This is a genomic window from Lacinutrix sp. MEBiC02404 (assembly GCF_053601575.1).
The window spans coordinates 490,048-506,675 of sequence record NZ_JBSHNV010000220.1 but is presented as its reverse complement, the minus strand read 5'-3'; the positions used below and the strand labels follow the sequence as shown (position 1 = coordinate 506,675).

General features: G+C 32.0%; 14 protein-coding genes. 11 read left to right on the top strand and 3 right to left on the bottom strand.

Translation table 11 applies throughout. The annotated features are described in order from the left end of the window. The first annotated feature begins 1 nt into the window (after position 1). The 11 genes from ACVCXO_RS16695 to ACVCXO_RS16645 all read left to right on the top strand — a co-directional run bounded on the left by ACVCXO_RS16695 (position 2) and on the right by ACVCXO_RS16645 (position 13,764). Entirely contained in the window at positions 2-2,170 is a 2,169-nt protein-coding gene (locus tag ACVCXO_RS16695) for a hypothetical protein (protein WP_452230727.1), read from the top strand. Between the two features lie 47 nt (positions 2,171-2,217). Next, positions 2,218-2,862 carry a porin family protein gene (locus ACVCXO_RS16690; RefSeq protein WP_452230726.1) on the top strand — a complete coding sequence of 215 codons (645 nt, stop codon included), beginning with the start codon at positions 2,218-2,220 and terminating at the stop codon, positions 2,860-2,862. A gap of 4 nt (positions 2,863-2,866) precedes the next feature. Next, on the top strand, positions 2,867-3,232 hold the full coding sequence (locus ACVCXO_RS16685) for a 3-hydroxyacyl-ACP dehydratase (RefSeq protein ID WP_452230725.1): 366 nt from the start codon (positions 2,867-2,869) through the stop codon (positions 3,230-3,232). Positions 3,233-3,297: 65 nt separating this feature from the next. After that, positions 3,298-3,795 carry a hypothetical protein gene (locus ACVCXO_RS16680; protein WP_452230724.1) on the top strand — a complete coding sequence of 166 codons (498 nt, stop codon included), beginning with the start codon at positions 3,298-3,300 and terminating at the stop codon, positions 3,793-3,795. A 19-nt stretch (positions 3,796-3,814) separates the two neighbouring features. Next, entirely contained in the window at positions 3,815-5,011 is a 1,197-nt protein-coding gene (locus ACVCXO_RS16675; RefSeq protein ID WP_452230723.1) for a DUF2062 domain-containing protein, read from the top strand. Beyond that, on the top strand, positions 5,004-8,681 hold the full coding sequence (locus ACVCXO_RS16670) for an MMPL family transporter (RefSeq protein ID WP_452230722.1): 3,678 nt from the start codon (positions 5,004-5,006) through the stop codon (positions 8,679-8,681). Before ACVCXO_RS16675 ends, ACVCXO_RS16670 begins: the two co-directional genes overlap by 8 nt. Before the next feature lie 4 nt (positions 8,682-8,685). Then, complete coding sequence (locus ACVCXO_RS16665; protein ID WP_452230721.1) at positions 8,686-10,224, top strand: phytoene desaturase family protein; 1,539 nt, start codon at positions 8,686-8,688, stop codon at positions 10,222-10,224. Next, complete coding sequence (locus ACVCXO_RS16660; protein WP_452230720.1) at positions 10,214-11,890, top strand: C45 family autoproteolytic acyltransferase/hydolase; 1,677 nt, start codon at positions 10,214-10,216, stop codon at positions 11,888-11,890. Before ACVCXO_RS16665 ends, ACVCXO_RS16660 begins: the two co-directional genes overlap by 11 nt. Positions 11,891-11,952: 62 nt before the next feature. Next, a complete protein-coding gene (locus tag ACVCXO_RS16655) occupies positions 11,953-12,171 on the top strand; it encodes a hypothetical protein (protein WP_203460570.1) in 219 nt (72 codons plus the stop codon). A 1-nt stretch (position 12,172) separates the two neighbouring features. After that, positions 12,173-12,478, top strand: a complete 306-nt coding sequence (locus ACVCXO_RS16650) for a type II toxin-antitoxin system RelE/ParE family toxin (RefSeq protein WP_452230719.1) — start codon at positions 12,173-12,175, stop codon at positions 12,476-12,478. Next, positions 12,475-13,764 (top strand): phenylacetate--CoA ligase family protein, encoded by a 1,290-nt coding sequence (locus tag ACVCXO_RS16645; protein WP_452230718.1) that lies wholly within the window; start codon positions 12,475-12,477, stop codon positions 13,762-13,764. The genes ACVCXO_RS16650 and ACVCXO_RS16645 overlap by 4 nt, the downstream gene beginning before the upstream one ends. 12 nt (positions 13,765-13,776) lie before the next feature. Here ACVCXO_RS16645 and ACVCXO_RS16640 read toward each other — a convergent pair whose 3' ends face one another. Genes ACVCXO_RS16640 through ACVCXO_RS16630 form a run of 3 tightly spaced genes read right to left on the bottom strand, consistent with a single transcriptional unit; the run spans position 13,777 to position 16,488 of the window. Beyond that, a complete protein-coding gene (locus ACVCXO_RS16640) occupies positions 13,777-14,778 on the bottom strand; it encodes a type I phosphomannose isomerase catalytic subunit (RefSeq protein WP_452230717.1) in 1,002 nt (333 codons plus the stop codon). Between the two features lie 12 nt (positions 14,779-14,790). After that, positions 14,791-15,276 (bottom strand): glycosyltransferase, encoded by a 486-nt coding sequence (locus tag ACVCXO_RS16635; protein ID WP_452230716.1) that lies wholly within the window; start codon positions 15,274-15,276, stop codon positions 14,791-14,793. A gap of 27 nt (positions 15,277-15,303) precedes the next feature. Then, on the bottom strand, positions 15,304-16,488 hold the full coding sequence (locus ACVCXO_RS16630) for a response regulator (RefSeq protein ID WP_452230715.1): 1,185 nt from the start codon (positions 16,486-16,488) through the stop codon (positions 15,304-15,306). Between the last annotated feature and the right edge of the window lie 140 nt (positions 16,489-16,628).

Genomic DNA, 16,628 nt, shown 5'->3' with positions numbered 1-16,628 from the left:
TATGAATAAAGCATTACTTATAACCCTAGTATTTTTAATGAGCGTACCTACTTTCGCACAAAAAAAATCGAAAGAACATTTAAAAAAGGAAGCTAGTGTAAAAGAATATATTTGGAGCGAGAAAAAAGATTTTAGCGCTATTACTATACCAACAGATTTAGAAGACCAATCTGCAATAATACTATATAGAGAGGTCAAATATATTTACAACAGACCGCATAATAGCATAGAATATACAAAAATAGAACACGAGCAAATTAAACTATTAGACCAAGTTGCTGTGAATGATTTTTCAGAATTTAAATTTCAAAAAACAGCACATATCGAAGGTTTATTAAACACATTTATATTAGGTGTTAAAATCATTAAACCTGATGGTGAAGAAATTCAAATAGATGTAGATAACGAAGCGATTAAAGAAGAAGACGAAAACAAACTAGCAATTCCGAACCTGGAAAAAGGAGATATTTTAGACTATTACTTCTACTCCAATATCATTGTCAGTGAAAATGATTTGTATCAATTTGATGATGTTGAAGATATTGTAGGAGAGCATTATCCGATTCTAGATTTTAAATTTTCTTTAGAAACCGAAAAAGATTTCTTTGTGAGTTTAAACACCTACAATAATGCTCCAGAATTAGAAACATACAAAGCACTTTCCAAAGAAAACAAAACAAGACTTTATGGTTTCACCATGCAAAATGTGGCATCTAATGATTTTCCAAGATGGTTTTATCCTTTAGTAGAGCTTCCTGCGTATAAGTTTCAAGTGTTGTTTGCTAGAACAAGAAAGCATGAAAAACGAGCAGATGCATTTATGCCAACCGATGTAAATACCATAAAAAAGGATATTAAAAAGGAAGAAATTTTTAATTTATACGAAGATAAATTCAGTCCGTATGGAAATCTTGGAGATGTAGAAAGATTCTTAAAAGATAAAAGTTTTACAACGGAAGAAGAAAAGGTAAAAGAAGCGTTTTATTTTATTCGTCATAAATACTTCACTAATTATGTAGAAGCTTTTGTGTTAGATGAAAGTGATATTATGTATCCGTATGGCTATTATAAGAATCCGATAATATTTAATTCCGATACCCAATTTATCAAGTTTTTTGCAGCTTTTTTAAAAGACAATAAAATAGATTACGAAATATTAATTGGTACGAAAAGATACAATGGTCCCATTAAAGATTTACTGATAGAAGATAATGTAGATTTTGTTCTAAAAATTCTAACCGAAAAACCTTTGTATATAGAGCATTTCAATCAATTTTCAACAGTGAATCAAATATCACCTTTGTTAGAAAACTCGGATGCCTATGCTTTAAAAGTGGTAGACAGAAAACATATTGAAGATATTCAATTAACGAGTTTACCAGCTTCCGATTACAAAATAAATAACACTACAGAATCTATTGCAATTACACTTCCTGATGATTTTTCTGGAATGCACATAAACAGAATTTCGGCAACAACAGGACATAACAAGATAGATGCACAAAAGGATCGATTAAACTTTTATGATTACATCTATAAAGATCATAAAAAGTATGGCACCGAACCTGTTTTAGATCAAGTCAGAAAAGAGAAAGACAGACTTCGTTATAAAAAAGAATATAAAAGTTTATTAGATAAGCAAAAGGAAAAACAACTAGAACAATTAGAAAAACAAACCGAAAACGAATACGATCTAGAAATAGACGATTATACTTTTAAGGTGCTCAATAATGGCCGTTTTGGAGTGGAAGACCCTTTAGAATTCGAAGAAGCGTTTACTTTAAAAGAAGATCTTATTCGAAAAGCTGGTAATAATTATATCCTTTTAATAGGAAAACTTATTGGCGGACAAGCAGATATCGACGAAGAACATAAACAACGCGATAACAATGTTTATATGAACTATCCAAGATCGTATAGCAATAATATATCGTTAACTATTCCGGAAGGATATTCGGTACAAGGACTAGAAAAACTGAATAAAAATGTTCAAAATCAAACTGGAGGTTTTACTAGTGAAGCTTCCGTTACCGATAACATTCTAACTATCAAAACCAATAAATACTATCAGAACTATTTTGAGTCTGCTGCAAACTGGCCAGACATGGTATCCTTTTTAGAAGAAGCATATTTATTTTATGATGGCAAAATACTTCTTAAAAAGAACTAAATTTTATACTTTACCAGCCTTAAATTATTTCAACAAACAAAAAACAAATGAAAAAAATTATTTTAAGCCTAGCATTACTTATTGCCGGTACAACCGCTTTTTCGCAAGTAACCTTAAAACCAGGAGTTAGAGCTGGTGCTAATTTTGCAAATGTAAGTAACTTAAAAACAGACCAAAAGACAGACTTCTATATTGGCGCTTTTTTAGAGATGCAATTAGCAGATTTTTATGCCTTGCAACCAGAAGTCACCTATTCTAGACAAGGAGCAAAATATGATATTTCTGGCGTTGATGATCTTGATTTACAATATGTAGGTTTAACTGTAATCAATAAATTTTCACCAATTAAAAACCTTGGGTTACATTTCTTAGTAGGACCTGGAATCGATGTAAAAGTTAGTGATAATGTGCAAAGCAATTATCGTTATGACTCTTATTATGATCCGTATTATAATTCTTATGATACCGCTCCAATAGATATTACCTTTACAGGAGGAATTGGTTATGATTTCCCTTTTGGTTTATCTGTGGAAGCACGTTACAAACAAGGTATTATTGATTATGACGACGGTTTTTCTGAATTTGGAGATAGCGGAAGTGGTGATTACTATTATGATGATGAAAGAGATGATAATAATCTAAATGGCGTTTTTCAAATTGGTGTTTCTTATAAATTTGATTTTAGCAACTAAAACGATGCAATTAAAAGACTTTTATACCGTAAATAATGTAGCAGTTGCCGAGAATTTGGCAACTGCAAACATTACAATAAACAAAGATCACGACATCTTTAAAGGACATTTTCCAGGAAACCCTGTAACTCCAGGAGTTTGCATGATGCAAATTATTAAGGAGTTAACGGAAGAAGTCGTTGGTAAAAAATTAATGATGCAATCCTCCAGCAACATTAAATTTATGGCCATTATAAATCCGGAGAAAACACCAGATTTAGTGCTAACTATAGATATTAGTGAAACGGAAGAAGGCTATAAAGTAAAAAATATAACCAAATTTGATGAAACTGTGGCATTAAAATTGACTAGTAACTTTATAGAAAAATAACGTGCAAGGCATGGTGCTGCATTTATTTCAGTAGCTAAAACCTTGTAGGTTTATAAAAATTCAAAATGAAACTTATACTTGTACTTATTGCCAGTTTTTTAATTACTATTCAATCTTTAGATTTGAATACCGTAAGAGATGCTTATAAAATTGCAGCGCAAGACAAGACAAAAACCGAAGCTTTTAATGCGTCACTAGCAGAAGTTACCAAAAAGGATAAAATAGAATTTGTAGCATATAAAGGAGCTGCAATGGCATTAGTTGCTAAGCATGCAAAAACACTAAAAGAAAAAAAAGAGGACTTTATAGCAGGTGTTACTTTAGTAGAATATGCAGTCGAAAAAGCCCCTAACAATATAGAAGTTCGTTTTATACGTATTGGTATTCAAGAAAACACACCAAAGCTTTTAAAATACAAAGGCAATATAGATGAAGATAAACATTTCATCTTAAAACAATTCCATGGCATAAAATCCTCCGCATTAAAAAAACACATAAAAGACTATATTTTACAGTCTAAAGGCTTTACAGATGAAGAAAAATCATTAATTTTAGAGTCCTAAAAAGAAAACACTTTCTTAAGTGACTAACGAGCTATTAATTAATAAAATAAACAGACTGAAAATCTGTGTGTTAATCCCAACATACAACAACGAGCGCACCTTAAAACGTGTAATCGATGGGGTTTTGCAATACACTAAAAATATTATTATTATTAATGATGGCGCTACAGATAGCACTTCTCAAATTCTAGAAAACTATACTCAAGTACAGCATATTCTAGTTCCTAAAAACCAAGGAAAAGGAAATGCCTTACGTCAAGGTTTTATAAAAGCAACGACTTTAGGTTATGATTATGCCATTACTATAGATTCTGACGGACAACATTTCCCAGAAGACATACAAGTATTTGTAGCCGCTTTAGAGCAATCGGAAAATAAAAACCTATTACTTATTGGAGCGCGTAACATGAGTCATGAAACAGTTCCTGGAAAAAGTAGCTTTGGTAATAAGTTTTCTAACTTCTGGTTTTGGTTTGAAACCGGAATTAAACTTACAGACACACAATCTGGATTTCGAATGTATCCTTTAAAAGCTTTAGAGAAGCTTACATTTTACACGAAGAAATTCGAGTTTGAAATAGAAGTCATCGTGAAAGCAGCATGGAATGATGTGGCAGTAAAAAATATCCCTATACAAGTATTGTATGATGAAAGTGAACGCGTTTCACACTTTAGGCCTTTTAAAGATTTCACCAGAATTAGCATTTTAAATACCTGTTTAATTTTAATATTAGCATTTTATATAAAGCCTAGAAATTTATTTAGGAAATTAAAAAAAAAAGGAATTAAACGATTCTTTGTCGAAGACTTTTTAGGGCATCAAGATTCGCCAACTAAAAAAGCATTATCGGTTGCACTAGGTGTATTTATTGGGATATCTCCTTTTTGGGGATTTCAAACATTACTTGTTATTTCCATAGCCATACTATTGAAGCTAAATAAAGCGATTGCTTTTGGTTTTTCTAATGTGAGCTTACCTCCTTTTATTCCATTTATATTGTATGGAAGTTCCATAATTGGACAACGTATTTTAGGTTTAGATTTTAAGTATACTTTAGATATGTTTAAAAATGGTTTCGATATTACAGAACATCTAAAAACATACTTAGTTGGTAGTTTTACATTAGCCACAATTTCTGCTATTGTATTTGGTATCATAAGTTTTATATTCTTTACCTTTTTCAAAAAAAAGAACACAACACTACAAAATGGATAAGCTGTTTTATAACATATACCAACGCATAGCGTCGCAAAAACCTTTGAGTATCGGTATTTTGTTGTCGTTAATTATTGGTCTATTCTTTCTAGCTTCTAACATTGAATTTGAAGAAGATATAACGAAACTTATTCCGCAAAGCGAAAAGTCTTCCGAAGCACAAAAAGTACTTAAACAAGTTAATTTTGCCGATAAGATTATTGTAAATATTCAACGCAAAGAAAACGGAAATGCAGACGACTTAACAACCTATGCAACGGCATTTATGGATAGTATTGCTACTACTTCCGAAGCATATATAAAAGACATTCAAGGTCAAGTTGCAGATGAAGATATCATGAACACTTTAGACTTTGTCTACAACAATTTACCGCTATTTTTAAACGAAAGCGATTACCAATCCATACAGCAAAAACTACATAAAGACAGCATTCAAAAAACAACGAATGCCAATTATAAAACCCTGATTTCACCCTCTGGTTTTGTAGCGAAAGAAACGATTTTAAAAGACCCTTTAGGTTTATCTTTTATTGCTTTAAAGAAACTACAAGAACTCAGTTTTGGTGACGACTTCACCTTACACAACGGCTTTATAATTAGCAAAGACAAAAACAATGTCCTGCTTTTTATCACGCCTACTTTTGCTTCAAGCGAGACTGCTGAAAACGCTACTTTTGCGGATAATTTATATGCTTTACAAGAACAACTTAATACTACTTTTCAAGGCAAAGTAACCGCAGATTATTTTGGTGGAGCACTAATTGCTGTTGCAAATGCCAAACAGATTAAAACAGATATTCAGCTTACTGTTGGTATTGCTATTACGGTTTTATTACTCATTCTCATTCTGTTTTATAAAAAGCTAAGTGTACCCATTATACTATTTACACCAACTGTTTTAGGTGCACTTCTAGCCGTTAGTTTCCTGTATTTAATTCGTGGTAAAATCTCTGCTATTTCTTTAGGAATTGGTTCGGTACTTCTTGGTGTTACTTTAGATTACGCATTGCATATTCTTACACATATACGCAGTAATAACAACGTAAAACAGTTGTATAAAGAAATTACAAAACCTATTTTAATGAGTAGCTTAACGACTGCTCTAGCCTTTTTATGTTTGCTTTTTATTGAGTCGCAAGCATTACAGGATTTAGGAATTTTTGCTGCTATTAGTGTTTTAGGAGCTTCGGTTTTTGCACTTCTTTTTATTCCGCAAGTGTATCATACCAAAGCAGAAACGAATGCCAAAAAGAATATTATAGATCGCGTTGCTTCTTATCCTTTGCATAAAAACAAATGGAGTTTAATTGCTTTGGTTATTCTTTTAAGTATTAGCGCTTTCACCTATAACAAAGTGACTTTTAATAACGATTTAGCCAAATTAAATTTTGAACCTAAACCGCTTATGGAAGCACAACAAAGATTGGATGCGCTTACCAATATTTCTTCCAAATCGGTGTATTTAGCAACTTATGGAAACACAGAAAACGAAGCTTTATTAGCTAACGACGCTATTTATCCAATACTTAAAAAGCTTCAGAAGGAAGATAAAATCATTCAATTTAGTTCTATAGGTTCTTTAATTCAATCGGAAGAAATTCAGCTTCAAAAAATAAATAATTGGAAGCAATTTTGGACTACTCAAAACATTCAAAACACTAAAAATAATTTAGTAGAAAGCGGAAACACTTTAGGTTTTAAACCTAGCACTTTTAAAAACTTTTATGCGCTTTTAGAAAACGACTTTACACCTCTTTCTGTTGCAGATTTTAAAGCTTTAAAAACGATTTCTACGGAAGACTATATTACAACCAAAGAAGATTTTTCTACCGTTACCACTTTGGTAAAAGTACAAGATGAAAACACACAAAATCTTGTAGATACTTTTGAGCGTCAAGACAAGACGGTTGTTGTAGATAGAAAACACATGAACGAAACCTTTTTGGGGAACCTTAAAACGGACTTTAATCGTTTGGTTCTATATTCGTCTATCGTCGTTTTAATACTACTATTATTATTCTACAGAAGCATTTCTTTAACCTTAGTTACTGCAATTCCAATTGCACTTACTTGGTTGGCAACGCTTGGTGTTATGGGTTTATTTGGTATTCAGTTCAATATTTTCAACATCATTATTTCTACTTTTGTTTTTGGTTTAGGCATAGATTATTGCATATTTATTACCAACGGTTTACTGCATGAATATAAAACGGGAGAAGCAGCGTTACCAACACATAAAACTTCGATTATCCTTTCGGTTATTACTACTATTTTAGGAGTCGGCGTTTTAATTTTCGCCAAGCATCCTGCGCTACATTCTATCTCTTTAGTTTCTATTATTGGTATTTTATCTGCTTTGCTAATTTCGTTTAGCATTCAGCCTTTACTTTTTAAATTATTCATAGGTAGCAAAACTAAAAGACCAATTACCTTCCATTTGCTGTTACATGCTATATTTTCTTTTGGATATTATGGTATTGGCGGATTTATACTGGGTTTAATAAGTGCTATTCTATTTCCACTTATTCCGCTTTCCAAAAAAATAAAAATGGCTTGGTTTCATAAAATACTTTCTAAGTTTATGAAGTCCGTTTTTTACACCAATCCGTTTGTTAAAATCCGTACTTTAAATCCGAGTAACGAAACCTTCAAAAAGCAATCTATTATTATTGCAAACCACACCTCTTTTCTAGATATTCTAGCAATAGGAATGCAATATCCAAAAATTATTTTCTTGGTAAATGATTGGGTGTACAACTCACCAGTTTTTGGTAGAGCAGTAAAAATGGCTGGTTTTTATCCGGTTTCTAACGGTATCGATAAAGGCGTTTCGCATTTACAAACCAAACTAGATCAAGGCTATTCTTTAATGGCTTTTCCAGAAGGAACTCGTTCGTATACCAACAAAATAAAACGCTTTCATAAAGGTGCCTTTTTTTTAGCGGAAGAATTAAAACTAGATATTGTTCCAATACTTATTCATGGAAATTCGGAAGTATTACCAAAAGGAAGTTTTATTATAAAAAGGGAACATCTTACTATCAAAATATTAGATAGAATTCCATTGGAAAACACTAATTTTGGTACCACATCTAGAGAAAAAACGAAAGCAATAAGTGCACATTTTAAGAAAGAATTTAATCTCCTTCGTGAAGAGTTAGAAGACGAAACGTACTTTCATCGTATTACTTTAGAAGACTATAGATATAAAGGCGATGCACTTTACTATAAAGTAAAAACAGACCTAAAAACCAATGCAAAAAACTATAGAACCATTCTAGATTTTATAGACGAAAAAGCAAGTATCATACATCTTTCTAAAGATTCTGGGCAACTCGATTTCTTATTAGCTTTAGATCATCCAGATAGAAAAATACACACTTTTATAGCAGATAAAAACGAAAGCGCTATCGTTAAAAATAGCTATATTACAAATACACATTACAAGATTTTGGTTTGTAATTCTGTAGAAGAAGTAATACAAAACAATGCTAATGTTGCCCTTCTTAATTTGGAAGGTATCGCTGAAAATGAAATAGAAAACATGGCAAATACTGCAAATCTTTTTGTATTATTAAAAGAAAGCAGAAATTTATATCTGGAGCCTTTAAAATCCTTAGGTTTTAAAGTAGAAATAGAAAACGATACACTTAGTATCTTAAAAAAATAAAATATTGAAGTACAAAGAGCATTATGATGTTGTAATAGTTGGAAGTGGTCTTGCGGGAATGGTTTCTGCAATCATTCTTGCTAAAGAAGGAAAGAGTGTTTGTGTTTTAGAAAAGAACAATCAATACGGTGGAAACCTACAAACCTTTGTACGTAATAAAACCATTTTTGATACTGGAGTGCATTATATTGGCGGCTTAAGCGAAGGCCAGAATCTGCATCAATACTTTAAATATATTGATATTTTAGACGGCATACAGCTTCATAAAATGGATGAAGATGGTTTTGATATTATCTCTTTTGATGGCGACCCAAAAGAATACAAACATGCACAAGGTTATGATAATTTTATAAAAAACCTATTGGTAGATTTTCCAGAAGAGGAAGAAGGCATTAGAATGTATTGCGATAAACTACAAGCAACGTGTCAGAAATTCCCTTTATATTCTCTAGAAAAAGGAAAGCCTTATTATGATGATGCAGAGATTTTTCAACTACCAGCAAAACAATACATTAATTCATTTACAAAAAATGAAAAGCTACAAGCGGTATTGGCGGGCTCTAATTATTTGTATGCCGGAGATCAGAATAAAACACCATTTTTCGTGCATGCTTTATCTACAAACTCGTATATACAGAGTTCGTATCGTTGTGTGAATGGCGGAAGTCAGATCACCAAAGTACTTATTAAAAGATTAAAAGCAGAAGGTGGAGAAGTTTATAAACACCATGAAGTTTCTAAATTTGGGTTTGAAGATGGTTTGATTACCTCAGCAATTACAACCAAAGGAATTGAAATTAAAGGCGATTTGTTTATCTCTAATATAGAACCAAAACTTACCGTAAAAATGGTAGGTGAAGATAAGTTTAGAAAATCATACACCAACAGAATTCAAAAAATTGAAAGTACGATTGCTGCTTTCACTTTATACCTGGTTTTAAAACCGAACAGTTTTAAGTACCAAAACAAAAATTTCTACCATTTTAAAGATGCTAGCAAGGTTTGGGATTCGCACAACTACACACAAGAAAGTTGGCCAGAAGGTTATATGATGTCTATGGGAATTAAGAAAAACTCTAATGGTTATGGCGATAGTATTGCGGTGATGACCTATATGAATTATGACGAAGTAAAACCTTGGGAAGACACACATAATACGGTTGCGAATAAAAACGAAAGAGGACAAACCTACGAGCAGTTTAAAACGGAAAAAGCAGAAACATTGATTGATGAATTGGTGAAAAAATTCCCGAATCTTAGAGATTGTGTGGAAACCTATTATACCTCAACACCTTTATCTTATAGAGATTATATTGGTAGTAATCGTGGTTCTATGTATGCGTATGTAAAAGATGTAAACAAACCACTACACTCGCATTTATCGCCAAAAACAAAAATTAAAAACTTGTTTTTTACCGGTCAAAGTTTAAATATGCATGGCATTTTAGGTGTAACTATTAGTGCTATTATTACCTGTTCCGAAATTCTTGGTAAAGATTATTTATTAGATAAGATTCTAGACTCTAACAGCAATGAAGATTAATATTTTTAAGCAATATCCTTCGTTTTTAGTCGTAGTACTTTTTACAGTACTTACTTCTTGTGGTATCTCGAAATCTATTCATGATATTCCAGATGTTAGTGGCTATGATGCAACAATTTCAGAAAAAATAACGATTAATGATTCTACATTCACTTCTGGAAACAACAGTTTTGCAAAAAACAAGTATGGTTCTTATGAGCTTTATGTAACAGGAAATGCCTATCAAATTGGTTTAAATACCGGTTTACTAACCGAAGATTTATTCAAAACCCAAGAACACGCTTTTTTAAGTAAAGTAGATGAATTGGTGCCTTCCAAATTCAAACAATATCTATTGCGCAAAGTTTTAGCATTCTATAATCGTAAAATGTATTTACATATTACCGAAGAATACAAGGCAGAGATTTTGGGTCTCTCCAAATACGCATCCAACGAATACAATCATATTGCCGAAGAATATTTAAGAGTGCTATACCTTCATGGTGCGCATGATATTGGTCACGCCATGCAAGATTTAATGCTGGTTGGCTGTTCTTCTTTTGCGGCTTGGGGAAATAAAACCGAAGACGGACAATTATTAATTGGAAGAAATCTCGATTTCTACGCTGGTGATGATTTCGCAAAAAACAAAATCATAGCTTTTGTAAATCCTACCGAAGGCTACAAATTTATGTCGGTAACTTGGCCAGGAATGATTGGTGTGGTTTCTGGGATGAATGAACACGGACTTACAGTCACTATAAACGCTGGGAAGTCTAAAATTCCGTGGATTGCCAAAACACCCATTTCTATTCTGAATCGTGAAATTTTACAACACGCAACCAATATTGAAGAAGCGATTGCTATTGCTAAAAAGCGTCAAGTTTTTGTTTCCGAATCTATTTTTGTGGGTAGTGCAAAAGATAAAAAAGCAGTTACTATAGAAGTTTCGCCTAAGAATTTTGGAGTGTATGCAGTAGAAAACACCAACCAACTAATTTGTACTAATCATTTTCAAAGTGACGCTTACGCGGAAGATAAAAATAACCTAAAAGCAATAGCAGAAAGCCATTCGCAATATCGTTACGAACGCATGGAAGAGCTTTTAAACGCAACCGAAAAACTAAACGTACAAGATGCTGTTGATATTCTAAGAAACAAAGAAGGCTTGCATGATAAAGTGATTGGTTATGGTAATGAAAAAGCCTTAAATCAGCTGTTAGCGCATCACGGAATTGTTTTTAAACCAGAAGAAAGACAAGTTTGGGTTTCTTCCAATCCGTATCAATTAGGAGCTTTTGTAGCCTATGATTTAGATGAAATATTTAGTGATAATTCTGCATCCCATTTAAATCTATCCATACCAGAATTAACAAAGGAAGCAGATCCTTTTCAGTTTACCCAAGCGTATAAAAATTATGAAGCCTATAGAATAGCTAGTAAAGAATTACAAAAAGCTATTCGTAAGGATAAATCCATTCCTTCAGAAAAACTAAAGGAAACCATAGAACTAAACCCAGAATATTGGGAAGTATATTATCTTGTTGGAAAATATTATTACGAAAAAGGTTTTTACACAGCAGCATTAAACGCTTTTGAAATAGCGAAAACGAAAGAGATTACAACGGTTCCAGATCAACAGGAATTGGAAAAATATATTAAGAAAATTAAGAGAAAACTTAAATAGAAAATACGAAGCAAACTAATTAAGAAAAAGAATTCTTATTTTTGTTTATAATACGCTATAAGATGGACATTCAAGCTGAAAAAATAGAATTAGTAAAATTGTTATTAAATACTGATAACCCTAAAATTATTGAATCCATAAAGCAAATTTTCAAAAAAGAAAAAAATGACTTTTGGGATGATCTTTCAGCAGAACAACAATCTGAAATTGAATTAGGGTTACATCAAATAAATGAAGGCAAAGTTACTGACTATGAAACTATCATGAAAAAACATAGATAGTATGTCAAGAGTTGTTAAGTTTTCGGACATCGCAAATGAAAAACTTCCAGAATTATTTGAATACCTAACCGAAAACTGGTCTTTAAAAGTAAAATCTAATTTCATAAAAAAACTAGACAAATCAATATCCATTTTACAGGATAATCCAGAAATATTTCCTTTATCTAAAAATAAAAAATCTCTTCATAAATGTGTAATAACTAAACATACTACATTATATTACACATTTACAAGTAATGATGTATTTGTCGTTACGCTTTTTGACACAAGACAAGATCCAAAAAAATTAAAGAAGGACTTAACATGATTCCTAAAATAGAACAAGCATCTACACCAGAAATAAAAGCTTTTCAAGAAGAAAAGTTAGCCGAATTATTAGCGTATTTAAATGAAAATTCTACGTATTACAAACGTGTGTTTTCAGAAAACAATATAGATCTAGATGCGATACAATCTATTGAAGATTTATCTAAAATTCCGGTGACAACCAAAGATCAGCTACAACAATACAATGATGATTTTTTATGTGTAGCTAAAAGTAAAATCATAGATTATGTGACTACTTCTGGTACTTTAGGAGATCCTGTAACTTTCGCATTAACCGATAATGACTTGGAGCGTTTAGCATATAACGAAGCCATTTCTTTTGCTTGCGCGGGCGTTGGTAAAGAAGATGTTGTACAGCTCATGACCACCATGGACAGACGTTTTATGGCTGGGTTAGCATATTTTCTTGGTGTTCGTAAGCTTGGCGCGGGAATCATTCGTGTTGGCGCTGGAATTCCAGAACTACAATGGGATTCTATTTTAAAGTTTCATCCAACCTATTTGATTGCAGTTCCTTCTTTTTTATTAAAATTAATAGAATACGCAGAGCAACATAATATTGATGTAAATGCATCTGGAGTAAAAGGTGCTATTTGTATTGGTGAACCTTTACGTGAACAAGATTTTAGTCTGAATACCTTATCGCAAAAAATTACAGAAAAATGGGATATTGAATTGTTTTCTACCTATGCTTCTACCGAAATGAACACTGCTTTTACCGAGTGTGAATACCAACAAGGCGGACATCAACATCCAGAACTAATCATTGTGGAAATTTTAGACGATAACGATCATATCGTTGCAGAAGGAGAAGTTGGGGAATTAACGATTACAACCCTTGGTATTGAAGGCATGCCTTTGCTGCGTTTTAAAACGGGTGACATGGTAAAAGCAAATCAAGAAACTTGTGCTTGTGGTAGAAATACGATGCGTTTAGGGCCGGTTGTTGGTAGAAGAAAACAAATGATAAAATACAAAGGAACCACTTTGTATCCGCCAGCAATGGATAATATTTTAAATGATTTTAATGATGTAGAAGCCTATGTTATTGAACTTTCACATAATGATATTGGTACCGATGAAATTTTAATTAAAATCGCGGCAACAAATCCTTCCGAAAAATTATTACAACATATAAAAGATCACTTTAGAGCTAAGCTTCGTGTAGCGCCAAGGATTGCCTTTCATGATAAAAAGGAAATCCTGAAATTGCAGTTTCCTGCGATGAGTAGAAAGCCTATTTTGGTGATTGATAAGCGGGTGTAAATGTTTTGCTTCTTAAGAAGCTTGTTGCATGTTTTGCACGATTCCTTTATCGACATAAACTTCTAATAATTTTGCATTAGTAGCGCTAAACACAACTTCTTCTGTATTGGCAGGAATTAAAATAGTTTCTCCCATTTTAACAGTTTCGGTATGTAAACCTGCAGTTATTTCTGCTTCCCCTTCCACACACATAAAGATTACAAACGAATCTAAGTTGCTATAATCTTTTACTTGATGATTGGTTACATCTAAAATGTTGGTTGTAAAATATTCACAATTTACTAAGCTCGCACTTGCATTTGGCTGTAAATTATATACCGCTTTTCCGTTAGAATCAAATTGCTTCGTTGCTTGTTCTGCTAATTGGGTATGTAATTCTCTTTTTTGTCCAGAATCATCCGTTCTATCCCAATCGTAAACACGATACGTAATATCTGATGTTTGTTGAATTTCGGCAGCTAAAACTCCTGCTCCAATAGCATGAATTTTTCCTGCAGGAATAAAAAAGCTATCTCCTTTTTTCACTTCTTCTCTATTAAAAACAGCATCTACATTATTTGCGTTGATATGATTTAACAATTCTGGGTTTGTTGTTTTATCCTTTAAACCTAAAACAATATCTGCATTAGTATCACTATCCATAATGTACCACATTTCTGTTTTTCCAAAAGAATTATGGTGCTTTTTAGCCATTACATTATCTGGATGTACTTGAACAGATAAGTCTGTTTTTGCATCTAAAAATTTAATTAGTAACGGAAAGTTATAACCAAAATTAGCAAAGTTCTCTGTTCCTAAAAGCGCTGCTTCATGTGCTTCAATAAGCTCTTTTAAATTTGCTCCTTTATATGCACCATTACTAACTTCTGAAATGTTTCCGTTTACATCTGAAATCTCCCAGCTTTCCCCTACATTTTCTTTATTTGTCTCTTTTCCTAAAAGGTTTCCTAGTTTGTTTCCTCCCCAGATTTTCTCTTTTAATATGGGATTGAATTTTATTGGATATACTTTCATAACTGTTTTTTTTTAAAGGTTTCTTTGATACTGAAGTTGGATAAAGGGATTCTCTATTTCTATATTTTTTAAGTAATCGATAACAGAGAATAAACTCTGAAATAAGGTTTGTTTCCTTTTTAAAGGTTTGCGACTATAATTAATAATAACCTCTTGATTTTCGGCGATCACCTTAATCAACCTATTTACACCATGGTATTTAGTGTTTATCATATTTATAGAAACGTAACCTACATTTTTTAGTTGAAACGCATTAAACATAAATCTTGCTCCCGCTTTTACTGCTGCAACATCCGATTTAAACTTTCGAATATTAACCACAGATACATTATTACAAGCGGCTTTTACTTCATTTAATAAATCGAAAGTACTGTCTTTACTATCATTGTTTACTAAACATAATTCTAAATTGGACGTTTGCTTTATTTGTTCAATAAAAAAAGAAGGGTCCATTTCACTGTCATTATTATGAAAGATGATAATAATTCCTGTTTTCATGATTTGAGACGTTTTAACTATTAGTAATTAGGCTGCGTGCAAATCGGTAGTAACTGCTGTTTTCACGACTTGCTTTTTGTTTCTATATACCCAAGCTATTTGTCCTAATTGTCCAACAATTTTTATAGAATCTTTCATCGATAATTTAGAACCATCCGCATGAATCCATCTTTTTAATGGTTGCTCACAAAGCATTGCTTTCGCTTCTTTTAATCCGAAATGAATACGCATTCTTTTAAATATTTCTACATCAAAAATCCATTGGGTAACAAACTTTTCACCAAAAGCGATTTGAATTACATCTTTACGAAATATTTTAGCACCACATTGTGTGTCTTTAAAATCCATTTTTAAGATTTTTCTAATGATAAAATTAATCGTTAAACTAATTATTTTTCTAGCAGATTCTTTAGTGATATTTGCTCCCATTCGAGATATTCTAGAACCACTTACAATTTTAAAATCGGAAGTTTCAATTGTCTTTACTAAATCATCAAAATCGGCTAAGTCTGTAGATAAATCGGCATCTAAAAATCCGATATAATCTAAATCTTCTTTTTTAGCCATGTGTAACATTCCTAAACGAACAGCTTCTGCTTTTCCTCCGTTTTTCTCACAGTCGTATACCGTAATAAAATCTTCTCTTCCTTTTTGTAAATTTTTTAAAACTTCTAAGGTTTTATCCTTACTACCATCGTTTACAAAACATAAATGGTACCCAGAATTTTTATCGATATAGTTAATAAATTCATCACTTAATAAACGTTCTTCTTCATTATAACAAGGAATAACAACACCAACACAACGCTCTTGAATCATTACATCACTTTTAGTAACTGCATTTTGCACTTCAGGAGCTCCAATTAATCTTTTTACACGAGCACTAATCTCGTTTAAGCTTAATGGTTTTTTCATATAATCGTTGATCCCTAAATCGAAACCTTCTGTAATCGTTTCATCTTTTGTATCTCCAGATAAAACCATGATTGGTGTTTGTGAATTTTTAGTAACACGAATATGTTTTACAACATCTAAACCAGAAACGAAAGGCATATTAATATCTACAATAACTAAATCTGGATTAAAAGATTCATATAATTTTAATCCTTTAGTTGCATCGGTTTCAATTTTCACTTCATAACCTAATTCTACTAATCTCTTTTGTAAAGGAAGTAATACTAATTGTTGGTCATCTATGGCTAAAACTTTCATAATAAGTTGTTTTTATTTGTTGTTGATGGTACAAATGTACAGGAGAAGACAGTCCTAAAATTCTTATTTAGTTTAACCTATAGCTAAGTGTCGACGAATGGTAGATTGCTGTAGATAATTAAAAATGGAAGCACTATAAT